At 44.0% G+C, this 23,476-nt stretch carries 29 protein-coding genes; 16 read left to right on the plus strand and 13 right to left on the minus strand.

Annotated features, from left to right (window positions below):
• Window positions 1-192 precede the first annotated feature (192 nt).
• The 14 genes from QUB12_RS22070 to QUB12_RS22135 all read left to right on the plus strand — a co-directional run bounded on the left by QUB12_RS22070 (window position 193) and on the right by QUB12_RS22135 (window position 12,032).
• Window positions 193-1,860, plus strand: coding sequence for a hypothetical protein (locus QUB12_RS22070; RefSeq protein ID WP_333308408.1), 1,668 nt, complete (start codon window positions 193-195; stop codon window positions 1,858-1,860).
• Between the two features lie 173 nt (window positions 1,861-2,033).
• Window positions 2,034-4,076 (plus strand): FtsK/SpoIIIE domain-containing protein, encoded by a 2,043-nt coding sequence (locus tag QUB12_RS22075; RefSeq protein WP_333308409.1) that lies wholly within the window; start codon window positions 2,034-2,036, stop codon window positions 4,074-4,076.
• Window positions 4,077-4,120: 44 nt separating this feature from the next.
• Window positions 4,121-4,345 (plus strand): hypothetical protein, encoded by a 225-nt coding sequence (locus tag QUB12_RS22080; RefSeq protein ID WP_333145047.1) that lies wholly within the window; start codon window positions 4,121-4,123, stop codon window positions 4,343-4,345.
• Window positions 4,345-5,271 (plus strand): hypothetical protein, encoded by a 927-nt coding sequence (locus QUB12_RS22085; protein ID WP_333145046.1) that lies wholly within the window; start codon window positions 4,345-4,347, stop codon window positions 5,269-5,271. The genes QUB12_RS22080 and QUB12_RS22085 overlap by 1 nt, the downstream gene beginning before the upstream one ends.
• Window positions 5,272-5,279: 8 nt before the next feature.
• Window positions 5,280-5,669 (plus strand): EndoU domain-containing protein, encoded by a 390-nt coding sequence (locus tag QUB12_RS22090; RefSeq protein ID WP_333145045.1) that lies wholly within the window; start codon window positions 5,280-5,282, stop codon window positions 5,667-5,669.
• A 19-nt stretch (window positions 5,670-5,688) separates the two neighbouring features.
• Window positions 5,689-5,958 carry a MafI family immunity protein gene (locus QUB12_RS22095; RefSeq protein ID WP_333145044.1) on the plus strand — a complete coding sequence of 90 codons (270 nt, stop codon included), beginning with the start codon at window positions 5,689-5,691 and terminating at the stop codon, window positions 5,956-5,958.
• A 70-nt stretch (window positions 5,959-6,028) separates the two neighbouring features.
• Complete coding sequence (locus QUB12_RS22100; protein WP_333145043.1) at window positions 6,029-6,412, plus strand: hypothetical protein; 384 nt, start codon at window positions 6,029-6,031, stop codon at window positions 6,410-6,412.
• Between the two features lie 55 nt (window positions 6,413-6,467).
• Window positions 6,468-7,007 carry a Uma2 family endonuclease gene (locus QUB12_RS22105; RefSeq protein WP_333145042.1) on the plus strand — a complete coding sequence of 180 codons (540 nt, stop codon included), beginning with the start codon at window positions 6,468-6,470 and terminating at the stop codon, window positions 7,005-7,007.
• 195 nt (window positions 7,008-7,202) lie between these two features.
• Window positions 7,203-8,384, plus strand: a complete 1,182-nt coding sequence (locus QUB12_RS22110; protein WP_333300984.1) for a GTPase — start codon at window positions 7,203-7,205, stop codon at window positions 8,382-8,384.
• 286 nt (window positions 8,385-8,670) lie between these two features.
• Window positions 8,671-9,216 carry a Uma2 family endonuclease gene (locus QUB12_RS22115; protein WP_333145038.1) on the plus strand — a complete coding sequence of 182 codons (546 nt, stop codon included), beginning with the start codon at window positions 8,671-8,673 and terminating at the stop codon, window positions 9,214-9,216.
• 243 nt (window positions 9,217-9,459) lie between these two features.
• Window positions 9,460-9,777 carry a 2Fe-2S iron-sulfur cluster-binding protein gene (locus QUB12_RS22120; protein WP_333054544.1) on the plus strand — a complete coding sequence of 106 codons (318 nt, stop codon included), beginning with the start codon at window positions 9,460-9,462 and terminating at the stop codon, window positions 9,775-9,777.
• A 57-nt stretch (window positions 9,778-9,834) separates the two neighbouring features.
• Window positions 9,835-10,026 (plus strand): hypothetical protein, encoded by a 192-nt coding sequence (locus tag QUB12_RS22125; protein ID WP_333102814.1) that lies wholly within the window; start codon window positions 9,835-9,837, stop codon window positions 10,024-10,026.
• Entirely contained in the window at window positions 10,023-11,204 is a 1,182-nt protein-coding gene (locus QUB12_RS22130; protein WP_333308412.1) for a DUF3326 domain-containing protein, read from the plus strand. The genes QUB12_RS22125 and QUB12_RS22130 overlap by 4 nt, the downstream gene beginning before the upstream one ends.
• A gap of 234 nt (window positions 11,205-11,438) precedes the next feature.
• Window positions 11,439-12,032 carry a CPBP family intramembrane glutamic endopeptidase gene (locus QUB12_RS22135; RefSeq protein WP_333145034.1) on the plus strand — a complete coding sequence of 198 codons (594 nt, stop codon included), beginning with the start codon at window positions 11,439-11,441 and terminating at the stop codon, window positions 12,030-12,032.
• A gap of 252 nt (window positions 12,033-12,284) precedes the next feature.
• Here the strand turns inward: QUB12_RS22135 and QUB12_RS22140 are convergent, their stop codons facing one another.
• The 9 genes from QUB12_RS22140 to radA form a co-directional block, all read right to left on the minus strand.
• A complete protein-coding gene (locus QUB12_RS22140) occupies window positions 12,285-12,692 on the minus strand; it encodes a TIGR02588 family protein (protein WP_333145032.1) in 408 nt (135 codons plus the stop codon).
• Window positions 12,689-13,543 (minus strand): TIGR02587 family membrane protein, encoded by an 855-nt coding sequence (locus tag QUB12_RS22145; RefSeq protein ID WP_333145030.1) that lies wholly within the window; start codon window positions 13,541-13,543, stop codon window positions 12,689-12,691. Before QUB12_RS22145 ends, QUB12_RS22140 begins: the two co-directional genes overlap by 4 nt.
• A gap of 128 nt (window positions 13,544-13,671) precedes the next feature.
• Window positions 13,672-13,929 (minus strand): type II toxin-antitoxin system PemK/MazF family toxin, encoded by a 258-nt coding sequence (locus QUB12_RS22150; protein ID WP_333145029.1) that lies wholly within the window; start codon window positions 13,927-13,929, stop codon window positions 13,672-13,674.
• Between the two features lie 282 nt (window positions 13,930-14,211).
• Window positions 14,212-14,451, minus strand: a complete 240-nt coding sequence (locus QUB12_RS22155; protein WP_333145028.1) for a DUF2283 domain-containing protein — start codon at window positions 14,449-14,451, stop codon at window positions 14,212-14,214.
• A gap of 13 nt (window positions 14,452-14,464) precedes the next feature.
• A complete protein-coding gene (locus QUB12_RS22160) occupies window positions 14,465-14,716 on the minus strand; it encodes a DUF4258 domain-containing protein (RefSeq protein ID WP_333145027.1) in 252 nt (83 codons plus the stop codon).
• A 102-nt stretch (window positions 14,717-14,818) separates the two neighbouring features.
• Entirely contained in the window at window positions 14,819-14,974 is a 156-nt protein-coding gene (locus QUB12_RS22165; RefSeq protein WP_333145026.1) for a DUF2281 domain-containing protein, read from the minus strand.
• A gap of 153 nt (window positions 14,975-15,127) precedes the next feature.
• Window positions 15,128-15,460 (minus strand): type II toxin-antitoxin system PemK/MazF family toxin, encoded by a 333-nt coding sequence (locus QUB12_RS22170; protein ID WP_333308414.1) that lies wholly within the window; start codon window positions 15,458-15,460, stop codon window positions 15,128-15,130.
• A gap of 3 nt (window positions 15,461-15,463) precedes the next feature.
• Entirely contained in the window at window positions 15,464-15,700 is a 237-nt protein-coding gene (locus QUB12_RS22175) for a hypothetical protein (protein WP_333145024.1), read from the minus strand.
• 49 nt (window positions 15,701-15,749) lie between these two features.
• Complete coding sequence (gene radA / locus QUB12_RS22180) at window positions 15,750-17,303, minus strand: DNA repair protein RadA (RefSeq protein ID WP_333308416.1); 1,554 nt, start codon at window positions 17,301-17,303, stop codon at window positions 15,750-15,752.
• Window positions 17,304-17,465: 162 nt separating this feature from the next.
• On the opposite strand from radA, the gene rpaB reads away from it, so the two are divergent.
• Complete coding sequence (gene rpaB / locus QUB12_RS22185; RefSeq protein ID WP_071587789.1) at window positions 17,466-18,197, plus strand: response regulator transcription factor RpaB; 732 nt, start codon at window positions 17,466-17,468, stop codon at window positions 18,195-18,197.
• A gap of 111 nt (window positions 18,198-18,308) precedes the next feature.
• Window positions 18,309-18,950: a cofactor assembly of complex C subunit B gene (locus QUB12_RS22190; RefSeq protein ID WP_333145021.1), complete on the plus strand. Its 642-nt coding sequence runs from the start codon at window positions 18,309-18,311 to the stop codon at window positions 18,948-18,950.
• A 421-nt stretch (window positions 18,951-19,371) separates the two neighbouring features.
• Here the strand turns inward: QUB12_RS22190 and hpsJ-A are convergent, their stop codons facing one another.
• The 4 genes from hpsJ-A to rfbB all read right to left on the minus strand — a co-directional run bounded on the left by hpsJ-A (window position 19,372) and on the right by rfbB (window position 23,240).
• Window positions 19,372-20,049: an HpsJ-like protein, cyanoexosortase A-associated gene (gene hpsJ-A / locus QUB12_RS22195; protein WP_333145020.1), complete on the minus strand. Its 678-nt coding sequence runs from the start codon at window positions 20,047-20,049 to the stop codon at window positions 19,372-19,374.
• Between the two features lie 178 nt (window positions 20,050-20,227).
• The gene (locus QUB12_RS22200; protein WP_333145019.1) at window positions 20,228-20,896 is read right to left on the minus strand and encodes a cyanoexosortase A system-associated protein; all 669 of its coding nucleotides are present in this window, start codon (window positions 20,894-20,896) and stop codon (window positions 20,228-20,230) included.
• Window positions 20,896-21,747 (minus strand): cyanoexosortase A, encoded by an 852-nt coding sequence (gene crtA / locus QUB12_RS22205; RefSeq protein ID WP_333145017.1) that lies wholly within the window; start codon window positions 21,745-21,747, stop codon window positions 20,896-20,898. Before crtA ends, QUB12_RS22200 begins: the two co-directional genes overlap by 1 nt.
• A gap of 386 nt (window positions 21,748-22,133) precedes the next feature.
• Window positions 22,134-23,240 carry a dTDP-glucose 4,6-dehydratase gene (rfbB, locus tag QUB12_RS22210; protein WP_333145016.1) on the minus strand — a complete coding sequence of 369 codons (1,107 nt, stop codon included), beginning with the start codon at window positions 23,238-23,240 and terminating at the stop codon, window positions 22,134-22,136.
• Between the last annotated feature and the right edge of the window lie 236 nt (window positions 23,241-23,476).

Below are 23,476 nucleotides of genomic sequence, written 5' to 3' on the forward strand. Positions count from 1 at the left end.
CCCATGAGTAACCTTTCAAATATCCCAGGCGGAGGCGATTTACCCGATCGCTACCGGAATGTAGGAGAACAAATCCAGACATTCTTTGATTTTGCCGAAAACAATCCCGATCGCGCTGTTCCTTTTTTCGTCAATATCTGGGAAACTCAAGCATCACTAACCACGCGGGCTCTAGCGCTACAAGGCTTAGGCGTGGCTGCAAAACACTATCACGTTAAAGAGGCTTTAGCAGACTGGGATGTGCTTAGAGATATCGCGAAGGAAGTCAAGGGGAAGGGGGAAGTTAGCAACGATTTGACTCGGTGGGCGGCGGCTTCGGCGTTGGAGGCGATCGGATATTCTCGACAGAGTTTACAACATCGAGAAGGGGGCGGTTTTACTGAGCCTTTAGATCGCATTCGCCGGGAAATTCGCGATCGCAAATTAGCAGAAATTAAGAGAATTGAGCGCCTAAACACCAGAGGGGAAAAAACCGCAGACTATGAAAGGCATCTTGAATTTTGGCTGTACGGGCCGGCTGATGAATTATTAAATGATAATGATAGCTCTCGGAATTATCAGGACATAGTAGGGGATGTCATTTGCCAGTTACATGGCCGAGGGGTGTATTTGGGATTGATGTCACCCAATAGCATTGTACAGGGGGCGGCGCTGCGGCAAGCTGGGTTAATTTTTAAAGAATCTGCTGAGATTGAAGACGATCTTTATGGGCTTTTGGAAGAGTTTTTGCATGACTCCAACCATAAAATATCATTGAGAATTAATGCAGCGGAGATTATCAATACAGCAAGGGATTTAACCAGAAGGCTTAAAACTTTAAGTAAATTGTTGTTGGAAGAAACAGAATTACGCAAAACAGCAGTTAGGCTTTTAAATCCTGATAAACAAGAGTTAGCGAGAGTTGAATCAGACGCTTATACGGTATTAGAGACGCTTAATTTTGAGTATAGAGTAGAGAAACTTGATCCAAAAGATTTAACAATTGCTCAAATGGAGGCTATAATTTCATCCGCTAATCAGTTAAATAGTGAGATTACACAAAAATTTATAAGTTCTATAGCAGCAGCAGAATCCTTAGCGCGTCAATATAGACAATCAGCATTAGTAGTGAAAAATTTCCTACAAAGCAAGCAGGATGAATACAAGGCTGATATAGAAAATTGGATTAAAAAATTAAGAACTCAAATATCGGATACATCGGGATTGCAAGACAAATTTAAATCCGCTCAGTTACTACTTAATGAAACATTTTCGGCAATTGCTAATATAGATTGTAATCTCTATAAAAAACTCAGAGAATCACCTAATTTGGAAGCGATAGAGAGTAAGGATTATCAAAGCTACAACAGAGGTAAAAAACTACTATCTGAGTTGGAATTACTAAAAAATAAGTTAGTTGAGGAATTGAATAGCGAATCCCGTGAACTACTTAGCCAAAGTAAAGAAATGGGAGGTGAAAAGGCATACGCATTGATGGGGTGGGGTTTGGGAATTATTGCATTAGGATTTTTTATAATCACCCCTATATGGAAAAATTCTCAAAGTCCAGGTTCTCGTTCCAACCGCTATACGACAACAGCATGGTACGCTACTGGTTTTCCTAAGAATGCCTGTGGTAGTTCTTCAAGTCCTAACAATTGTTGGTACCCTGTTTTTATTAAATACAGTGATGACAACTGGAAAAGTCTTATATCCAAATACTGCCGTGATCTTGAACGGGCACATAGTCCAGAAACAGCTAGGGAACAGGGCCAAATACAAGTAGCTTCTTTTGGTAATTATAACGAGGCTCAAGGGTTTGCTAACTATATGCAAGGTCAGTTTGGTAGTGGTAGGGTTGGAGAAAAGAAGTGTTATTAAAATAGATTGTTTAGAATAATCAGGAGGAATTTTTATCTATGGAATGGCTTTATCTTTTGGGTACTGTTTTAACCAGCCTGGGTATTGGTAGATTGATCATTGCCTTTCAATTCAAGAACCGAGCAGACACAATCCAACGTATTTCCGACAACCTATCTAATAACTGGAAATAAATGCTAGACCGAAAAAATCCTATATGTTATAAACTTTACCCTCAACGGACTCATCAGGAAACCAGCCCAACCGAACTCCATAAAAACCTCCTACAAACCCAACAACAGCTAATAAGCTCAATTAGCCACCTCGGTACTAACCTAACAATTTCCCTCCGCTACATCTATGACCCCAATCAATCCCCCAAACTCAAAACCTACCTCCTAATCAATCACCCCCACAACACCCACACCGAAGAACATTCCGAACAAATCCTCAGCCTCCTCACCAAAGGCAAATTAAGCCAATTCTTCACCCTCACGCCTCAACCAAACCTTACCCCCCTCCAAAACTTAGACTGGGTGCAAGTGATTGGCGAAATTCTCAAACATGAAGAATTCATCGCACCCCAAAATTACTACCTACCTCACCTTTTCGAGGCAAATCAAACCAATGATATGTCAGCAGTCTGCGATGTCATCCACCGCTTAGACAGCAGACTCATTTTAGAAATCACCCTGCAAACCTATCACAACCCCACTCAAAAATCCTTGTGGGTAAATGCCATCAACCAAATGCTCGCTCAATTGGATAAAGTCAACGCCAACACCAGCGGAATCAAAGACAACATTCTCTCAGTCACATCAGCACTTTACCAAAAATACCAACAGTCTTATCCCAACAGCGACCTATTCCAATATAGCATCAAAGCCCTAGCCGAAAATCGTGCCGATGCTTTTCCCGTCCTCGACACCTTAATCAATCACGCCATCGAAGAAACCGCTTACGGGAAACGATGCCGAATCATCCAAATTAGCAAAAATAAACCAGGATTTTCCGAAAGCTTGGAAGCCACAAAAAACGTAAATATTTCAAGTGCTATTGAATGGGAAGGCTGGCAGAAAAACAACAGTCAAATGTCAATTGTAAATGCAATCCAGCCTGAAAAAAAAGGCTTAGGAAAATTTGGCAATTCTGTCAGTCTTCCCGAGAAACCATCATTGTACCATCAAAGTCAGCCACCCCTGATAGGTGGCATCACCTCAGACCAAAATCCCAATCTACCGCAACTATATAATGCTGTTTCAGATGGTTCAGGTTTAGCGAAGTTGTCATCAACTCCGTCCCCATCTCGAATGGTTGATTTAAAGCCATTGCATCGGCTGGCGACAGTTCAAGAAATTAGCGGGTTTTTCCGCATTGGTATTCCACCAGTCAATAAAATGTCATTAGAAGAAACAGTAAAAATGTTCCCAGAAATTTTACCCATTGAGGAGGTAATCAAAAATTATGGTGATTTAATTAATGAAGATACATATATAGTCGGAGTTGATGAAAGTGGAGATCCTTGTCTTTCTAATTTTGAAGATATTGCCCATCGGCTGGTAGCTGGCGTACCAAAATCTGGCAAAACTAACTTTATCAATTCGATCATATATCAGTTTTTGTATGCCAGTTACAAAATCAAAGCTGAACGAGAAATTTATATTGCTGACTTTAAGGAAGGCTTAGATTATCATCGTATCGTCAGACGTTATTCAAATGTTAAACTCGTAACAGAATTTGAAGATTTTGCCTCTCTCCTGAATAGCCTTGTCCAAAAATATAAGCAACGGCTTAATGAGATGATTACCCAAGATGTTGAAAGTTTAGCTCAATTGAGAGCTAAGTGTAACACCCAAGATCATAGAATTATATTGTTCATTGATGAAGCAGCATCAATTGTCAACGCAGAAAGGTCTATCAAAGGTAATATCTATAGAGATTTAGAAACCTTAGTTTTGAAGTCTCGCGTTGCCGATATTAATATCTTCTACTGCACTCAACAACCTGCCGATACGAACGTAACTCCCAGTCAAATCTTATATAATCTTGACGAGCGCATTGTTTTTCGCGTCCAATCTAATATTAGCACCAGACTACTAGATGACGATCGCGCAGCTAGTTTACCCGTTAATCCCAAAGGAAGGGCAATCTATCGAGGGTTAGATGCAGAACCCAAACTAATTGCTACTCCTCACGTCCCCAAAGATATCTGGGCTAAAGATAGCTTGTTTAACTAAAAAATTTGTATTAACATAACATAACAAGTGTAGTGAGGTAAGTTATGGACGATTTAGTGGGTCAAGTAGAAGACTTCCAAAAAACAATGAACCAAATGGTTGAGCTAATAGATGACGCTAAATCACAAGCAGGGCAGCTACCAGAGGCCAGTATAGCTGAAGCACGAGCTAAAGTTCAGCAGATTTATGAAATTTGTGATGAAGCAATTAAAACGTTAAAAGTAGCCACCGGACAAGCGGAGGACATCATGAAAACTGTAGGAGGCTAATGGGAATCAACGAAGAGTGCGATGTGCTTCAGTCAATGCTCAGTCAAGTTCTTGATAGCTTGGCTGAGGTGCAAACTCGTGCTAAATATTTACCGGATTGCGATATATATGAGCTAAAGCGAGAGATTTCTGACATTCTGGAAATCTGCTGTGAGGAAATGAGCCGCATGAAGTTAACTCAAAATCAAATAGAGTTAATTCAGGAGATGATTGGAGTACAATCGTTCTTACCTTCAATCAGTTCTCCAACAACTAAATTGGCTAATACGGCTGTTAATGATACTTCTATTCAAGATGCGATGGCGCAAACAGAGATTTTTTTGACAACGGCCCTTAAATCAGGTGTACCTGTATGGTTAGCCCTCGAACTCGCTAACCTTCCGGGTGATTCTTGGATGTTGTATGAAAATCCCAACGCGACAGAAAGACTCACTGATTTAACCCAAAATCCCGCCAGTGACTATTATCAAAAAAAACCGAATACGCAACTACAAGGCGATCAAGGAGAATTAGTCTTATTGAAAATGCTGTTAGACTCTGATGATACAGAAAATCTCCTGTCAAGTTTACAAATCAAACCTAAACTTAATTTTAAAAATGGCAAAGATTACTGTAAACCAGATTTTTATCTAACATCTCACCGTTTAATTTGTGATGCAAAAGCCTATAAACCTAGTTCCATTAATGGCATTAACGCAGCAGCCAAGAAATATGTTAACTATCTTCAGGAAAATGGAGGAGGTGAAGTCAAATTTTATGTACCTAGAGATACTTATGCTAAATGTCAGCACCAAATAAATCGACTTCAATCTCAAGAAAACGGGGTCAATGTTACCATCCATCCTATGACCATTGATTATGAACATATACTTTGGAAAAAAGAATTAATTTATACTTATCTTAAGTCTTTGCTAAAGTTTAAGTAACTCCTTCTATGAGCAATAATTCTTCAGGCAATATTCCCAGTGGAGTTGATGTCAATAATCTATCTCAAATCAACTCTCAGCAACGGACACACATTCTCGATAGTGACACCACAGGAGGCGGTCACGGCCCTGGTAGAGGAATTTCTGGTAAAAGTGAATTTCCCGCGCGCTGGAGCGACCAGCAGATAATGAATTATATTTCGGAGGTGATTCAAGACCCTAATTCTATCTGGTTCCAGCAAAATGGAAAGGCGGGTGCTAAATACACTAAGACAGGAAATCCAGTGAAATGGCAGATTGATGGAACTAGAGATGGTGTTAACATAAGGGTAATTGTAGAACCAGATGGCAGAGGTGTCATCACAGCTTTTCCGACTAATATATCGCCCAACCCGTAATAATTAAGGAGATAGACTCATGTTTGACTATAAAATTGTGGTAAAGAAACTTAATGAAGTCCTTGCCCAACTTAAGGAAGTTTTTTCGGGCGCTCAAATAGAATTCCTTCAATCTTACATCAATGCTGGCGAGTGGAATTTGGCGTTAGAGACTTTGTGCGATATTCTCCTTGAAGAAGAAATTTCCATTGATTTAAAGGCTTATGAACTATTGCAAGAAGTGGGAAATATTTTGAACATGGAACGAGAAACTTGGGAGATGTTAAAAGTGCAGGTAACTCCTGTATAATTCGGCTCATTTCAGCCCGTGGCGATATCTATGACATCACTTTTACTGAGTTTCAATAAAGGAGGTTTTTATGTCTCGCACACTAGATATTTTTGTAGACTTTCCACAGGACATCGAACATTTAATCAAAGAATTAGAGTTTATATTGGCTCTGAAATTAGAGCTGGTTTCTGATGGCATTGACCACTGGTATGAGTTTCGTAACTCAACAATCACTCTTACAGTAGGAAAGCATGATTTTGAAAATGATAAAGAGCTCAACTTTGAAGAATACCCTTACAACCTATCAATCAGAGCGCTGAAAATCTCGAATGAACTTGATAGAAAAAAGTGGCGAGATGAGTTTGCTAGTTATGTTCTCCACAAGTTGAAAACTACCGAAAGGTATCGTTTAATGCTGGTGGATGACTTACAAGTGAAGTTAGAGGAGTTTGCGCCATTGGTGAAGGTTTGATCGAACATCATACAGGCAAGTTCTGAAACCGATTTGTAAAAACGAGGAAATGACTATGGTCACTGCTACTGCTGTACAAGATAATTTTACTTTAGAAGAGTTCATCACCGAGCCGCCCGACAACATGGAATTGGTAGACGGCAAACTTGTGGAGAAAAATGGCATGACACTAAAGACGGGTAAAATTCAGTTAAGCCTGGGGGATGCTTGGAAAAATTACAAAGATTCTAGCGGACAAGGTGGAGAGGCTTATGTCGAGGTTCCTTGCCGTACCAACCGACAAATTCGCCGCCCCGATGTCGCTTATCTTACACCAGAATTAGTTGCACAATTTGGCAATCTTGCCACTTTACCCCAAAGTTTTCCCTTAATTGCCGAAATAGTTTCACCCACCGATATTGCTGAAGATGTCTTTCTCAAAGCACAGGAATATTTAGAATCTAGCTGTCAGGAAGTTTGGCTAGTTTTTCCCGAAAGTCATTTAGTATTTGTGATGACTCAAAATCAAATATTGACATTTAGATCCGGCGATACCGCGAGCACCCAACAAATCCTGATCGGTTTTAGCATCGATGTCGATCTATTGCTAGCTTAAACTAAATTCTACAACCTTTCATTTAGCAGCACGCCACACAAAACTCTCCTCTACCCGTTGCACCAGTTCTGAAATCAAATTGCTACAATATGTTTAAGAATCCTCAGTCCGCCTTCGCGGACTTCGTTTTTAGAGCATCGGAATTCTATTCGGTGGTATTTAATGAATATCCCACCCTTATCGGAGCAAACCGCCATGTCAGACGACTTTTCCTTAGACGAGCTTTTAAATAGAAGTTACTACGCCTTCAAAGACGCAGAAAACCAAGTGGGACAGTGCAATGTTTTAGTTATCGGCAAAACCGGTGTCGGCAAAAGTACCCTGATAAATTCCGTTTTTCGCCAACGCTTAGCAGAAACCGGAGTCGGCCGCCCCATAACTCAAGGCATCCGCCAATATACAAAACCGAATTGCCCAATTACAGTCTACGATACTCCCGGACTCGAACTCAACGCCGAACAAGTTAAAGTTATTCAATTAAACGTTGCTAAACTGATTGAAGACCAAAGACTCCTGCACCCAAAAGAACACATTCACGTCATCTGGTACTGCATCAATCACAGCGCCAATAGAATAGAATCTGTGGAGGAAAGCTGGCTAAAAGAAATGGAAGTCAAAGACGTACCAGTTCTTTTAGTGCTGACTCAGACGACATCTAAAAAGCCGGGGGAATTTTTCAAGCAACTCGAACACATGAATTTGCCCGTCAGTCAAATTATCCCCGTCATGGCTGAACCGGAAGAAATAGATGAGGATTATACAGTAAAATCTCACGGTTTAGATAAGTTGGTAGATGCAACTTTTCAACTGCTGCCCGAAGTAGCTAAAAAAGCTTTTGTAAAAGAACAAATTGCTAATATTGCGCTCAAATCCGATATGGCATTTAAGTATCTCAGTGCTTATGTGGCAGGTTCTGCAATTGTCGGCGCGACTCCTGTACCGTTTGCTGATGCGCCGATTTTGATGACGATGCAAACAGCAATGATTGCTAATATTACTGTAATTTTTGGAATGCCCTTTGATAAGGGGTTTATTTCGGCGATGCTGTCTGCTATTAGCGGCGCTGGCGGGGTTACTGCTATCGGCAGAAGTATTGTTACTAATTTGATTAAAATGATTCCTGGTGCGGGTACAGTTGTCGGCGGTGCTATCTCCGGTGCAACGGCAGCAACTCTCACCCTTGCCCTCGGTTTGGCTTACATTGAAGTGCTTAAAGCTTACATGAAAGCTCAAGTTAATGGCGAACAACTTTCTTTGCAACAGTTAACCAAGATGTTTGTGGAAATGTACAAGGAGTATGCTAGTTCTGGGCGTAAAACTTTGAAGGATGAGCAACCGAATCAACCTAAACCTCCCAATCAAATTAATATTGAGTAAATTGGGCATGGGGCATGGGGCATAGGGCTGGGGCATAGGGCATAGGTTATTTTTTTACTCCAACTGAGATATTTCACCATTCTCAATAAGCCTTTTATGAACAGGCAAGATGCCTGTTCTTCCACAAAGATATTGATTTTCTTGTGGAACAGGCATCTTGCCTGTTGCTGAAAATGGTGCAATATCTCAGTTCCAATTCCCAATTCCCAATTACCAATTACCAATTACCAATTCCCAATTACCAATTGATTGCTACAATATGAGTGAATTCTGCAAAAGAGAGTAAATGGCTATGGCAATGGCTGCCGTTTTATCAGAAAATATTTCTCTAGAAGACTTTATGGCTAATCCCCCCGACGATATGGAATGGGTGGACGGGCAAATCGCGGAGAAAAATGGCATGACAGTAAAACACAGTCTCATCCAATCTAGACTAGATCGTTATTGGGGAAATTACAAAGATTCTAGCGGACAAGGAGGCGAAGTTTATGTCGAAGTTCCTTGTCGTACTGACAGGCGAGTGCGCCGTCCTGATGTAGCTTATCTGACTCCTGAACTTGTTGCTCAATTTGGCGATGTTCCTACTTTGCCTCAAAGTCCGCCGTTAATTGCTGAAATAGTTTCTCCTACTGATAGTGCGGAAGAGATTTTTCTTAAAGCACAAGAGTATTTAGATTCGGGTTGTCTGGAAGTTTGGATAGTTTTTCCAGAAAGTCGCTGGATATTGATCGTGACTAAAACTCAAAAGTTAACCTTTAACCAGGGTTCTACCGTCAGCACTCAGTTAGTGCTGGCGGGTTTTAGTGTTGCTGTTGACGAGTTGTTGGCTTGAAGGCAAAAATTAGTTAGGTATAAGTGCTTTCTGGCAGAGTTCGCCCGTGACGATCGTTATAATTTGTGAAAAAGTCATTGACAAAATGCCACTCGCTCGCCCAGCCATTTAATAAAAAAAATTATCAATAAAAAATGCAGTTGTAAAATTGCACAAAAGCACAAACAGCGGTAAAATACTGATTGCTTTGTTTCCAAATCTAGCGTAAATTCCAATTGGGGAATTAAAACCAATAATTGAAATATGTCTAAGACTTACACTGTTGAATTGATCCACCAAGGCTCTACCTATACCGTAGAAGTACCCGAAGATAAACAAATTCTCCGCGCCGCCAACGCCGCCGGCATTGAGTTGCCGAGTTCTTGCAATGCGGGGGTTTGTACTACTTGCGCTGCTAAAATTATTGAGGGTCAAGTCGATCAAGTTGATGGCATGGGCGTTAGTCCCGAACTTCAAGCAGAAGGTTATGTGTTGCTGTGTGTTGCTTATCCCCGATCGAACTTGAAGATAGAAACCGAAAAAGAAGACATTGTGTACGATCGCCAATTCGGTAAATCCTAGGGCTAAGCTAAAATTGAGCTAAGTACCGATCACAGTAAAATCACTATGGATCGCCCGATGACTACCCATTTCATTTCCGCAGAAGTTGACCTCCACGATACCGCCGAAGAATTGCACTCGGCGATTGAAATTGAACTGCAAAAGCACGGCGAACCCCTGCGGTGGGCAGTCACAGACGTGGATGTCGATCGGCAAAAGGCTGTGGTAGAAGGCTACGTGCTCGTGGAAGCATCCCCCGCAACACCGTGAACCCCCGCCCTTTAACAGTGGTTTTGATAGTCCCCACAGGCGTTGGAGCCTCGATTGGTGGGTTTGCAGGAGATGCGCTCCCCGTGGCTAGGGCGATCGCCCAAATTTCAGACACCTTGATCACTCACCCCAACGTCCTCAACGGCGCTCAACTTTATTGGCCGATACCTAACGCTCTCTACGTTGAAGGTTACGCCCTTGACAAATTTGCTGCCGGATGCTGGGGTCTGCAACCGGTACATCAAAATCGCATCGGCTTAATCCTCGATGCCGGCATTGAACCAGACTTGCAGTTGCGGCACTTGCAAGCGGCTGATGCAGCGAGAGCTACATTGGGTTTGAATATAACTGATTGTGTTTTAACCGATCGCCCTCTGCAAGTAGAATTGCGTATTTCTGAATCAGGGGCATCCTGGGGGACGATCGGCAATCCCGACAGTTTATTGCGCGCTGCAGAAAAATTAATCACACAAGCAAGAGTAGAGGCGATCGCAGTTGTGGCCAGATTTCCCGACGATGAAGGCAGCCTCGCCCTCGAAAACTACCGCCGCGGCAAAGGAGTTGACCCCCTCGCCGGCGCGGAAGCTGTCATCAGCCACCTCGTCGTCAAAACGTTTAAAATCCCTTGCGCCCACGCCCCCGCGTTGTCTCCGCTTCCCCTCGATCCGCACCTGTCGCCGCGATCGGCTGCTGAGGAAATCGGCTATACTTTCCTACCTTGCGTCCTTGCCGGCCTCAGCAAAGCTCCCCAATTTGTCACTCCTACTGTGGGACAGGCATCTTGCCTGTCCCAGCTATTGGGCGGGCAAGATGCCCACCCGCAGGTATTGGGCGGGCAAGATGCCCAACCCCTACTCCCCACAAGAGAGAACTTCGCAAACAGGCGAGATTTCGAGTCTCAGGGTTTGTGGGCCGATCGAGTCGATGCGGTGGTGATACCCGCCACAGCCTGCGGCGGCAGTGCTATTCTGAGTTTGAGTGGGCGATCGTCCGTACAAATCATCGCTGTCGGCGACAACAAAACCCAGATGCAGGCGACTCCAGAAAAACTCGGAATCAAAGCTTTGCAGGTAAACTCATATTTAGAGGCGATCGGAGTTTTGGTCGCTTTGCGATCGGGCATCAGTCCAGCTTCCTTGGGTGCAGACATCTCCTCCCTGCGTTGTTTATCTGACTAATACCAATTTAATGTGAAGTTGCACATATCTCGATCCCCCTAAATCCCCCTGATTGTTGGGGAGTAGGGGTTGACTTTGATCCGGCTCTTGTCCCCCCCTTAGTAGGGGCGGTGCGACCCCTACTCCCCGTGCCCGCCCTTGGCTAGGGGGGATCGGATTCTACGGGGCCTCATAAAAAATTGGTATAAACCCAACAAATCTCAAATCTCAAACCTCAAATCTAAAAGTGATTAAGTGGCAGAAAAACTTCCCGGAAATCCTGAAATTGAACCCTTGACGCGCACCCAAGTTTTAGTAGCAATGGGCGTGACAGCAATTATGTTGCTGGCGGTAGCTAAATTGTGGTTGCTATTTGCATCGGTATCGCTTTTGCCAGTCAAATTGATAGGAATCGATTTGCTCCAAGGATGTGCGCTCGGACTGGCAATTACAGGCGGTAGTGCGATCGTTTATCACCTCTGGCCGGGTTATCGCCGGAGTGCTGATGTTTACTTGGAAGTAGTGCTCAAACCTTTGTTTTGGCCGGATTTGATTTGGCTGGGACTGCTGCCGGGACTTAGCGAAGAATTGCTATTTCGAGGCGTGATGCTGTCTGCTTTGGGATTGAATGTTACCAGTTTAGTTTTATCGAGTTTTTGTTTCGGCATTCTGCACTTGGGAGCCCTGGATCAGTGGCCTTATGCTGTTTGGGCAACGGCTGTCGGATTGCTGTTGGGTTACAGCGTTTTAGCGACTGGGAATTTGTTAGTGCCAATTACGGCTCATATCTGCACGAATTTGATTTCTAGCTGTGTTTGGAAGTGGGAACACGATCTGGTGAAGCGTTAGCTCGATCGCACGCTCAATATCGAGACCGGGGCGGGTTTAATGAATCTCTCGCCGGATTGGAGACATGGGTGAACCCGCCCCTACGGTAATTATGTTTATTTAACGTGATACCGAGTCAATAAACGTAAATTTTGTAGGGGCGGGTTCACCCGTATCTCTGCTTAATAACCAAGGTATTTTTAAACCCGCCCCCACCCAGCGACAGGATTTTATTAGGGTCACACTTAACGGACACGAGACTTGAAAACTTTGTTAAGGCAGTGTGTAGCTGCTCGATCGCACAATCAACTCACCTTGACTGGGGTTACGACTGAAAATAAAAGCTCCTTCTTGAGTTTCGCCCGTTGACAAAAAATCTATTTGTTGATCGCCGGATTCTACAACTTCGCCATTTACGCGCAATTCGGCAATAATTTGCACTGATTCGGCTGTTTCACCGCCCGTGTTTGTCACTGTAAACGGTACGTAAAATTGCCCTTGATTTTCGCGAATTGGTGTGTTCCGAGTGACAGAAATAATCGGAGGTTCCTGCTTTTTAGTCACCCAGTTGTAGATTACGAGTCCGGTGAGGGTAAAAAGGATCAAGCAGGCGATCGCAAATGTCGCCCATTCAGCAAAAGTTCTTTCTTGCGGCTGTTCTTTGTTATTACTTTCACTCATACCGCCAACCTCCCCGCCGCGCCGCCAACAGCCGCCGGCAATCCCAATACTAACGTATAGTTCAACCAAATCGACCACGGGTCGTCAAAACTGAGTTTGTGGAAGAAAAACATCATAAATGCAGAAGCCGCCAGCGACACTAAATAGGCCATGACAGTTTCGCTGAGGGGACGCTGAAAAATCCCTTGCTGCTGCTGCCGTTTTGCTTGATAAGTAAAGCCTGCTACAAATACAATACCGTAGGAAATTAGCAGCGAAGCGGCGATAATTGCTAATTGCCAAGGCGGCGAAATACCTGCAGCTAGCATGGGAATTTCGTCAGTTGGGGCGATGTTGAAAGCAATGATCATCGCGCCGATTAAAGTAGCGCCGATATCTGCTACAGTTGGATTGATGCTAGGTTCCTTTTCGCTGTCTGAGCTTTGATAGCGATCGCCACTCAAGAAACCGCTTGCCAGGGCAACTCCCAAGGCAAACGGCAGGCCTTCAAATATGATTTTCCCCAAAGTTTCTTGCAGCGGAGTTTCCGGCGTAATTTCCCTGAGCAAAAATAGGACAAAAGCCGCGCAGACAATGCCGATGGCGATCGCTTCTACGGTATCGATTGCAGCATCTAGCCAGCGGATGTCCTTAGTTTTGCGAAAACCTTCAGTGCGAGTCAGCAAGAAAACGACGATAAAAGTCGTTGCGATCGCGATCGACATTTCCGCTGGTTCAGTATGCGAACCGATCCACCAAACCTCCATCGTATAAAGCAGCGGAATTCCGAATAAAAAGCCGCCAGATGCACCTCTAATGATGTCGTTTAGTTCATTTGACCACTGATTTTTGTGTCTTTTTGATTTCTTCATTTTTTAGTGAAAACGCACCTCAAAAATTTGGCAAGTAAATATTTTTTTAAACCTGCTAAAATAGAATACCATATTTGTTGTATTCTTTCTCTAACTTGCGTCCAGTCGCTAGCGGTTAAAATTCCCAATCAACGATTGATAAAACGCTTTTCTATTGTGTTCACCTTATGCAGCCGAACCACTGACGAACGCAAGAAACCTGCCTGCTCCCATTCTACAATCTCAACATCAAAAACAGTCCTATTTGTTTGACTTGTCACTCGTGCAACAACAATATCTTCATCTCCTGCATCCAAAAGTACCAGCACAGGACGGAGTTTTGATGTTGTTACATCGGCAAAAGGTAGTGCCAGTAAGAGAACTTCTCCTGATTGATAATTTGGCATATTTCAAATATTGTCGTAGATAGCATCTTCCTCGCTGTAGCCAGCCAATAATTGCTCAGCAGCAAGGATCTGCCAAGCAGCGTTTTCCTCTTCTTCATCTTCTTCTGTGTCAGTTGATCCTTTTACCCGAACAATAACTCTGACTTCTTGGTTAGCTGCAAAGTGTTTTAAGATGCGATCGGGAAATAAATTCTATTTTCCCTTCATCTGTGACTTTTGCTAAAAATTCGTAGGGTTTCCTGGTAGGTTTTAATCTCTATTAACCTAATTTTATTAAGGCAGTTATAGTGCGAGTTTAATCTCAGAGTAATCTCCCAAAGCTTCGTTGACTACAATCAGTTTTCCTTGACTATCTGCCCCTAATTGTTGATTGGCATTGAGTAATTCAATTCCATAAATAGTACCGTCGGGGGCAATGTCCACATTCATTTGATCGCTAACCTGGATAGTGTTTACCTGTGCGGTTTTTTCTTTCAGGTATATATAAGCTACGTTGTATCTTGGATCGTAAGTCAGTTTCACGGGAACCTCCTGCTCAAAAGAATTTGACAATTACAGTGATAATTATCCAGTCTTCGCTTTCTGGGGCTGCGATCGCCTCCACTTTCTTCATAGCATAAACTTTTCCCTGCCACTCAGCATTGAAGGAAAAGTTGCGCCTAAATCCGGTTCTGCCAAATTGAGCCGGAAAAGTTGTGCCACTTTCAACAGTAGCAATTACTTCTGCCTCAGTTGCACCTCGCTCAATCAATCGTGCTTGAGCATGGGGATGTAATCTAACGCTCACGTTGCTATTACCTCCTTTTTGCCTCTTTATTTTTGCACTAACTTAATTCACCACAGCCGCGCATAAGCATCAAAATAAAGGCATGAGTGTCCAACAACAACCTCATTCCATATACTCCTTAAACTCTTCTAGCGGTTCGTCAAAATCATCGGACATCCCAACCATTCCTTTGGCACTTCCTGCTTGCCGATTGGGTTTAGCTTGTTTGGGAATTCCTACCAATTTTACAACAGGCTGGTTATCTTGAGTAATCGCCACTTATTCCCCTCTCATCGCCGCTGCGATTAATTCCAGAAGCTTTTCTTTTGCCTCAATAATGTCTACTTGATACATAATTCGTGCCTCCGCATACAGTTGGAAATTTGAGATTTGAGATTTGCCGTGACTAATGAAGCTTGCGATCCTGTATTTTCATCCAATGAAAGACCAGATTTGTTTGACTCTATCTCGCACTTGCACCAAATCATCAGGGGTTAATATTCCCAGTCTCCTTTCAACTAAACTTTTTTGTAATGTGTTCAGTTTATGTAAGCGAACCGCTGAAGGTCGCTTTAATCCTGCTTTTTGCCATTCCTGAATTTCGACATCAAAGGTTGTATGAGGGATTTGACTGGTTATCTTGGCAACAATCATATCTTCATCTCCTGTGTCCAACAGTACCAAACCAGGACGGTGTTTAGTTTCGGCTGTACCCGCAAATAAGAATGCGACTATAACTAATTCTCCAAACTGATAATTAGTCATTGCTCAATCCTCAGCGTAAATTGCATCTTCTTCGCTGCAATCCGCAAAGAATTGTTCGGCGGCAAGACGCTGCCAATCTGTTTTTTCCTCTACTTCATCGGCTTCTGAGTTTGTTTGTTCATTCACCAGAATTATCACTCTTACATCTTGGTTGACTGCCAAGTATTTTAAAATGTCATCGGTCAAGTTAATTTTGCCTTCCGATGTAACTTTTGCGGGAAATTCGTAGGCTTTCATCATGTGAATTTTAGATTTGTGTTTACCCAGTTATTGCTACTTTAACATAATCTCAATTAGACAAATCATCCTCCAAATCAACAGACTGTAATTCCATATCACCAGACTGCAACTGAGCGGGAGTAGCCGGAATCGCCGCAATTATTGCATCGATTACCTTAGCCACCGGAATAATCTCCATCCCCAACTCCGGCACCGGTTGATTCTTAGGAATAATCGCCCTTTTGAAACCCAATTTCGCCGCTTCTCTCAGCCGCAACTCTAATTGGGAAACCGGCCGCACCTGTCCTCCCAAACCCACTTCCCCAAGCAAGACAGTGCGTGCATCAACCACCCGATCGCGAAAACTGGCCACAACGGCGATCGCAACTGCCAAATCCGCGGCCGGTTCGTCCACCTTCAACCCGCCCACCGTCGCCAAAATCACATCTAATTTAGATAAAGGAATCCCCACCCTTTTCTCCAAAACAGCTAAAATTTGCTGCAATCTAGCATTGTCCACACCAGTAGTAGTGCGGCGCGGCGAACCGAAACTTGCAGGGCTAACTAACGCCTGAATTTCCACTAAAATCGGTCGAGTTCCTTCGCAAGTAACCGTCGTCGAAGTACCGGGAGAAAATTCATCTCTATTCCCTAAAAACAACTCCGACGGGTTATCTACTTCTCGCAAACCGTTGGCTACCATTTCAAAAACACCGATTTCGTGAGTCGCGCCAAAACGGTTTTTCATCGATCGCAAAAGTCGATGAGAAGCAAAGCGATCGCCCTCAAAATACAGTACAGTATCTACCAAATGTTCCAAAACCCTCGGCCCCGCCAAAGCTCCATCTTTCGTAACGTGACCGACAATAAATAAAGTAATATTTTCTCTTTTCGCAACCTGCATCAAAGCAGATGTACATTCCCGCACCTGAGCCACCGAACCCGGAGCCGATGTTAAACTAGCAAAATAAATAGTTTGGATGCTGTCAATCACCGCCACATTCGGTTTCAGCGCTTCCAACTCCCGCAAAACAACTTCTAAATCCGTCTCTGGAAGCAAGTAGAAATTCTCCGCTGAATTGTCCTCGGAATCCCTTTTAGCTTCCCCGTTACTGCCAGATTTATGCCCGCCGTTGCTTGACAAATCAACCGGATTAGCCACGCCCAAACGCTGCGATCGCAACTTCACCTGCTGGCCGGACTCCTCCGCACTGACATACAGTATCCGATCCTTGCGGGCCAACATATTCGCCACCTGCAACAGCAGCGTCGATTTCCCGATTCCCGGTTCCCCCCCAATCAACACCAGCGATCCCGGAACAATCCCGCCTCCCAAAACTCGATCGAGCTCCCCGTAACCAGAAGGCCAGCGAGACTGAGTTTGGTCGGAAATCTGCGATAATCTGAAAGATACCCTGGGTTGACCCTTCGACTTATCAGGGGGCGAACCGCCCACTGTCTTAGTTGTCACCCCAGTTAAACCCACTCGCGACACAGCAGCAGTAGGTTGTTCTAACTGCTCGTCAAAAGAATCCCACTTCTGACAGCTAGGACATCTGCCAAAATATTGTGGTGAATCATAGCCGCATTCCCGACAAATATATTGTATTCGAGGCTTAGGCATTGTTTTATGATAAATAGTCACCCTAACATTTAGAAAAGTCTGAGTTAAAGCAATTATCAAGCTTTCAGACCGATCGCCGCCCATGATTCAATTTGTGTCTTCTATGATAGGGTACAAAAAATTAACATTATCTGAAATGTAACTTAAGGAGTGCTCGGTAACTTGGAAAACCATAAAGAAAAAATTCTGGTAGTCGATGACGAAGCCAGTATCCGTCGCATTCTGGAGACTCGCCTTTCCATGATTGGCTACGATGTCGTCACCGCTGCTGACGGCGAAGAAGCTCTCGAAACATTTCGCAACACCGAACCCGACTTAGTGGTTTTGGACGTGATGATGCCGAAGCTAGACGGTTACGGCGTCTGTCAGGAGTTGCGTAAAGAGTCAGACGTGCCTATCATCATGCTAACTGCTTTGGGAGACGTAGCCGATCGCATCACCGGTTTAGAATTGGGCGCCGACGATTACGTCGTCAAACCTTTCTCTCCCAAAGAACTCGAAGCCCGCATCCGTTCGGTACTGCGGAGGGTTGACAAAAACGGCGCATCGGGCATTCCCAGCTCTGGAGTCATCCACGTCACCAATATCAGGATTGACACCAACAAGCGCCAAGTTTACAAAGGCGACGAACGAATTCGCCTCACGGGCATGGAATTCAGCCTGTTAGAACTGCTTGTCAGCCGTTCTGGAGAGCCTTTTTCGCGATCGGAAATTTTGCAGGAAGTCTGGGGATACACGCCAGAACGCCACGTAGACACCCGCGTAGTGGACGTTCACATCTCGCGGCTGAGGGCAAAGTTGGAAGACGACCCCAGCAATCCCGAATTAATTCTCACCGCCCGCGGCACCGGCTATCTCTTCCAGCGAATTGTCGAAATAGGAGAAGTAGGATAAAGTCAGTTGGCAGTTGGCAGTTGGCAGTTGGCAGTTGGCATTAGTTAAATTACCAACTACCAATTACCAATGACTAATGACTAATGACTAATGACTAATGACTAATGACTAATGACTAAATCTGATCCCAATAAAGTTTTGCGCCAATTGCCCTTAGTTGCAGGAGGGTTAGCAGGTACGCTGCTAATGGTAAACCGGTTGCTGACAGAGCAAATTACAGATTCTCAAGCTCGATCGGACGCTTTGGGAGTAATTATCAGCGCTTTGCTGATTTTAACAGGTTTGCTGTGGCAGCAGGTGCAAGCGCGATCGCCCGATTCCGTAAAACTTATCGGCGAAGAAGGTTTTGAATTTGCGCCGGATTTGCCGGAGGCTGTGAAAATAGAATTAGCTTGGGCGTCGCGTTTGCTGTTGACAAATACCGCCACAAGGTCGATCGTAATTGTGTATCAGGGAAAAGTTCTATTGCGGCGCGGTATTTTAGGCATCAATCCCGAAGTCAAACCAGGGCCGATATTGCAGCGAGTGCTCGACAAAAATAAACCAGTTTATTTAGTAAATCTTAATATTTACCCCGGCAAAATTGAATTTGACTATTTGCCAGAAAATACTCAAGGAGTCATCTGTCAGCCGATCGGCATCCAAGGCGTTTTAATCTTAGGTGCTAACGCGCCCCGCAGCTACACAAAACAAGATGAAAACTGGGTTGAAGGCATTGCCGACAAACTAGAAAATACCATCAATCGATTTTAGATTTTAGATTTTAGATTTTAGATTGTGGATTGTGGATTGTGGATTGTGGATTTTAAATTGTGGATTTTAAATTGTGGATTTTAGATTAGGGATTGTGGATTAGGGATTGTGGATTAGGGATTGTGGATTGCACAATGCCAGCCCGCGTCTTGGTGCGATCGTCTTCGAGGGCTGCGCTAACGACGGATTTGCCTCATTCTCGGTGTTGGCTATCGGCAATAAACAAGATTTATTACCGATATCTTTTGAAAAGAAGAAGATCCAGCGCTGCCCCCAACGAAATTTCCAGGGTTTGAGGGTCTTCTTAACCACCAAGACGCGGGCTGCGTGTACAGGGCGCATCTTAGTCCTCAACAAGACTCTCCGGGTGCGCTAGGCGCACCTTAGTAGCTCAAAACTCGCAACTCAAAACTCAAAACTACTAGCGAGCCCAGTCAGTACCGCGCCACAGCGTAAAAAACAAAACACTAGAAATCAGCGCGCCCAGCAGCCACTTAACAGCATTTTTAAATAACCCCAAGCGCTGACTTTGCTGAACCGCAGCACTTTGCGTCTGTAACCGTTCCTTAGCCGGAGTAATTCTCGAAAGAATTTGCTCTTTCAATTGCTGTGGGTTTTGCGTATCCGCTTGTACCCCCAAACGAGTAAGTTCCCCCGCCAAATTCCTTAAATCTTCAGGACTACCCTTATTCAGCCGTTCTTCCACCTGCTGCAACTGAGCTAATTGTTGATTTGCTTGAGTAGTAATTTGCTGGTTGTTTTGGTTGTTGACGTAGATAGTGCCAAAAATTCCCAAAGGTAGCATCAACAGAAAAACCAGGGCTAGCAGCAGACAAACCCAAGACAAAACCTTCAAAAAAAGGTCTTCCAAACCTCGGCGATCGTACCCTTCGCCAAAAAATATCAGCGCCATTGCCAGTAAAGGAACTGGCACCCGTTCCACTACAGCCCCAATGGTTTGCAATTCCCAGAGGCGATTGCCAAAATTGGCTGGTATAAGAGTTGCGATCGTATCTAATACAGACAAAATTAATAGACCGTAGCCAATCCAACGCAGTCTGTAGATAGAAAAACCTTGTTCGCCTTGTAAGTCATTCATAAAATAATCAGAGTTGTTGTTAAGAAAAATCTCTCTTGACCCCGCTCAAGAACGGATACAATCCCCCGACAACAGTCGTGGAGAGTCTAAAATTTTAGACTCTTGTTCAAGCTTCCAGATTCACCTGTGCAGTAAATCTAAAAGCTAAAAGCTAAAAGCTAAAATCGACTGAATCGAGTCAAGGTTCGGGGAATCGCGGCTGCCACCACTCATACCAAGAAACCCAAGCATTCTCTAGAATTTTTTGGGCATCTTCTGGAGTTGTTTTATCCAAAGGCACAGACATCTGAGTCCACAAACAGCGCCGGTCTTGAATATTTCCCCTACCCAACAACCAAAACAGAATACGGTTTGGCTGCCAATCGCGAGTATTTCGATTATATCTAAACTGTTGGGAAGTTACTGTAGCACTGCCACGAGGATTGATACACGAACTCAAATACAGTCGATTTTGCTGTTGCAAAATTGCGTGAAACCCCGCGCCTTGAGTGTTTACTAATGCTAGTTTACCAGGAGACGACTTGAGAATAGTATGTCCCTTCATCATACCTTCCACATCTCCAATGGTGTTTACCGCATACCGCATCTCTATTTCTAGATACCTGCTATTTTTTTGATATTCATATTTCCTGGCAGCTTTGAATCCTGAATTGTCCCTAATTTCCAGAGGCACGCTCTTGTTTAGTTTCCAATCGGCTAAAGGCACCGACTCGGGAAACTCAAACGGGGTTGCCACATTCTTGCCGTCCGATGGATAGAAAACCAATTTTCCGGCAACCAACAAAACGCCTCCCAAAGTAACAGCCAACAGGGAAAGCCTAAGTGGTTTCCAAGAGGTAATAGCCATTAGCAATTCTGTCCTTCCTTATTTGGGGGTTGGTCTTTCAAAATTGCAAACCAGCAGAATAACCCGAAAATAAATACAGCAATCATCGAAAATATTACCGAACCATTTCCTTCGTGCCAGTATTTAAATGCTGCGGGTTGAGATAGCGATACCAGCACTGCCAGGAGACCAACGCGGGCGGCATTCACTACAAATGCAGTAATTATTGCCACGAATGGCAATACCATTTTCTGACCCGTAGTGGTAGGAAACATCAGTAAGAAAACCAGAGCTAGTCCTAACAATTGTAGCATCCCATTCACCCCGGAACAGCCGTGATTCACTTCCACGCTTCCCTTTTCCAGGATTAGAAAAACCCCTTTTTGCACCACTTCAAATCCTACATAGTGCAGGAGGAAAGCTGAAAATTTAGCGGTTAATAGGGGGACATCAACGAATACTCCGATCAATCCGGGAGGAATAGCTGTATAGCCAAGAATTAGAAGTTCCTGCCAATATTGTTTCAGTCCTTTTGTGCCGGAAGCCAGCAATGCGAGACTAATTGCCGACAAAAAAGGCGTTGCTCTGATAAAAAAGTCGTATCCAGATATCGACGAACTTTTGAGCAATATTAAAGCAATTAACGATGTCCCAAATAAGGTGGCGAAAATGCCACTTTCAAAAGTTAAGGATTCGTGCCTTTCCCAAATGAGAAATGCTACGACTCCCCAAAACAGTAACATTGTACCGAACAGGTCAGTGTCGTTTGTTCTGGAAGTCAGAGTTAGGTGTATGGCAATCAAACCGGAGGCGATGCCTAACAGCCAGTATTTAGGTTCTTGGATGTGCTTGAGCGAGTTTATTTCGGTCATTGCTGCTTTTTGTTTTGACTAAAAGCTTCTAAAATGCTTAATCCTGTAACTCTATTAAAATTATCAGCTACAAACACTTAAATTTATGCGTTTGGGATGATTTTTCACTAAATCTTCACAAAGATTGACAAGAGTAAATATGTGTGATAAGTACCTTCACCCAATTAATTCTGAAGTTAGGAGCAAAGACCAAAGAAAACAGGTTTTTTAACTCTGATCGATCGCACTTAACGAAAGATTTTCCTTTCTCTAACCCGGTTTCTGCGCCGGGAGTTTAAATGTAAAGCTTGAAGGCAAGACAGAAACCTTTCTGGACGCACTCTTGAGCGGGAAAACCAGTTTTTTACGGGTTCTGGTTTGTGGTAGCCCGTGCGTCCAGGAGTAGATTAGTTAGAATAGACTTTCCGGTAGTAAGTTTGATATTCCTCCGAAAGCAGGGGTTCCCACCACTCCCGATGGGCTAAGTACCATTCTACAGTCTGTCGCAAACCTTCTTCAACTGTTACTGAGGGAGTCCAACCTAACTCTGTTTGAATTTTGGTGGCATCAATAGCATAACGCCGATCGTGCCCGGCTCTGTCTTTGACAAATGCGATCAATTGTTCGCAAGGACGGGCGGGTAAATCAGAAGCTAATTCGTCCATTAGCTGACACAGCATTTTTACTAAATCGAGATTTTTTACCTCGTTGTTGCCGCCAACATTGTAGGTTTCCCCAGGCTGACCACGGTGAATAACGGCATCTAAAGCGCGGCAGTGGTCGAGAACGTAGAGCCAATCTCGCACGTTTTGACCGTCGCCGTATACTGGCAGCGGTTTGCCCAATAACATATTGATGCACATTAATGGAATGAGCTTTTCTGGGAAGTGATAGGGGCCGTAATTGTTTGAACAGTTGGTGATAATTGTCGGGACGCCGTAGGTGTGGAAATAGGCGCGGGCGAGGTGGTCGCTGCCAGCTTTGGAGGCTGAGTAGGGACTGTTGGGCGAGTAGGCCGTTGTTTCTGTGAAGGCTGGGTCATCGGGGCCGAGACTGCCGTAAACTTCGTCGGTAGAAACGTGGAGGAAGCGCATTTGTGCTTTGAGAGATGCCTCATCAATTGCTTCAAAATGCTTGCGGAAGGCTTCTAACAGTGTAAAGGTTCCGACAACGTTTGTTTGAACAAAGGCTGCGGGCCCGATAATTGACCTGTCAACGTGGGATTCTGCGGCAAAGTGCGCGACTGTGGTGATGTTTTCTTCTTTGAGCAAGGTATCGACTAAGGTACGATCGCAAATATCCCCCTGTACAAACCGAAAATTTTCGCCTCCTTCCAAAGTTGCCAGGGTTTGTCGGTTTCCGGCGTAGGTTAAAGCATCGAGTACGACTACTCGATCGCCCGGATAGCTGCTGCACCAGTGATGCACAAAATTCGAGCCGATAAATCCAGCCCCGCCCGTCACCAACAATCGGCGCGCGGAGCGCTCAATGCCTTGATTCGCGTTGTCTGTCATAAAAATAAGAGTTATTCCAATAACTAAGCCTTTACAAAAGTAGCCTTAAAAGTAGTTTGTCACCAAGTGTTTGCCGCTCTGTAATTAAAATTTCTACTGTCTCACCTCAGATTTTCTAATGTGGGCGCGATCGAACTCTTGGATCACCTGACTGGAAACTCTACCCCTATCTTAGTCCAAACGCTTACATATTAAGCATTGCAGATTTTTAAGCGGGCAATTTTAAATTTGAATTG

The organism is Microcoleus sp. B7-D4 (genome assembly GCF_036705125.1).
Lineage (GTDB): Bacteria > Cyanobacteriota > Cyanobacteriia > Cyanobacteriales > Microcoleaceae > Microcoleus.

Excerpts from the sequence above, each read along its gene's own strand:
- QUB12_RS22075 (WP_333308409.1), top strand. The coding sequence starts at position 2,034 with ATGCTAGACCGAAAAAATCCTATATGTTATAAACTTTACCCTCAACGG.
- QUB12_RS22080 (WP_333145047.1), top strand. The coding sequence starts at position 4,121 with ATGGACGATTTAGTGGGTCAAGTAGAAGACTTCCAAAAAACAATGAAC.
- QUB12_RS22085 (WP_333145046.1), top strand. The coding sequence starts at position 4,345 with ATGGGAATCAACGAAGAGTGCGATGTGCTTCAGTCAATGCTCAGTCAA.
- QUB12_RS22090 (WP_333145045.1), top strand. The coding sequence starts at position 5,280 with ATGAGCAATAATTCTTCAGGCAATATTCCCAGTGGAGTTGATGTCAAT.
- QUB12_RS22095 (WP_333145044.1), top strand. The coding sequence starts at position 5,689 with ATGTTTGACTATAAAATTGTGGTAAAGAAACTTAATGAAGTCCTTGCC.
- QUB12_RS22100 (WP_333145043.1), top strand. The coding sequence starts at position 6,029 with ATGTCTCGCACACTAGATATTTTTGTAGACTTTCCACAGGACATCGAA.
- QUB12_RS22105 (WP_333145042.1), top strand. The coding sequence starts at position 6,468 with ATGGTCACTGCTACTGCTGTACAAGATAATTTTACTTTAGAAGAGTTC.
- QUB12_RS22110 (WP_333300984.1), top strand. The coding sequence starts at position 7,203 with ATGTCAGACGACTTTTCCTTAGACGAGCTTTTAAATAGAAGTTACTAC.
- QUB12_RS22115 (WP_333145038.1), top strand. The coding sequence starts at position 8,671 with ATGGCTATGGCAATGGCTGCCGTTTTATCAGAAAATATTTCTCTAGAA.
- QUB12_RS22120 (WP_333054544.1), top strand. The coding sequence starts at position 9,460 with ATGTCTAAGACTTACACTGTTGAATTGATCCACCAAGGCTCTACCTAT.
- QUB12_RS22125 (WP_333102814.1), top strand. The coding sequence starts at position 9,835 with ATGACTACCCATTTCATTTCCGCAGAAGTTGACCTCCACGATACCGCC.
- QUB12_RS22140 (WP_333145032.1), bottom strand. The coding sequence starts at position 12,692 with ATGAGTGAAAGTAATAACAAAGAACAGCCGCAAGAAAGAACTTTTGCT.
- QUB12_RS22145 (WP_333145030.1), bottom strand. The coding sequence starts at position 13,543 with ATGAAGAAATCAAAAAGACACAAAAATCAGTGGTCAAATGAACTAAAC.
- QUB12_RS22150 (WP_333145029.1), bottom strand. The coding sequence starts at position 13,929 with ATGCCAAATTATCAATCAGGAGAAGTTCTCTTACTGGCACTACCTTTT.
- QUB12_RS22170 (WP_333308414.1), bottom strand. The coding sequence starts at position 15,460 with ATGACTAATTATCAGTTTGGAGAATTAGTTATAGTCGCATTCTTATTT.
- QUB12_RS22175 (WP_333145024.1), bottom strand. The coding sequence starts at position 15,700 with ATGATGAAAGCCTACGAATTTCCCGCAAAAGTTACATCGGAAGGCAAA.
- radA (WP_333308416.1), bottom strand. The coding sequence starts at position 17,303 with ATGCCTAAGCCTCGAATACAATATATTTGTCGGGAATGCGGCTATGAT.
- QUB12_RS22190 (WP_333145021.1), top strand. The coding sequence starts at position 18,309 with ATGACTAAATCTGATCCCAATAAAGTTTTGCGCCAATTGCCCTTAGTT.
- hpsJ-A (WP_333145020.1), bottom strand. The coding sequence starts at position 20,049 with ATGAATGACTTACAAGGCGAACAAGGTTTTTCTATCTACAGACTGCGT.
- QUB12_RS22200 (WP_333145019.1), bottom strand. The coding sequence starts at position 20,896 with ATGGCTATTACCTCTTGGAAACCACTTAGGCTTTCCCTGTTGGCTGTT.
- crtA (WP_333145017.1), bottom strand. The coding sequence starts at position 21,747 with ATGACCGAAATAAACTCGCTCAAGCACATCCAAGAACCTAAATACTGG.
- rfbB (WP_333145016.1), bottom strand. The coding sequence starts at position 23,240 with ATGACAGACAACGCGAATCAAGGCATTGAGCGCTCCGCGCGCCGATTG.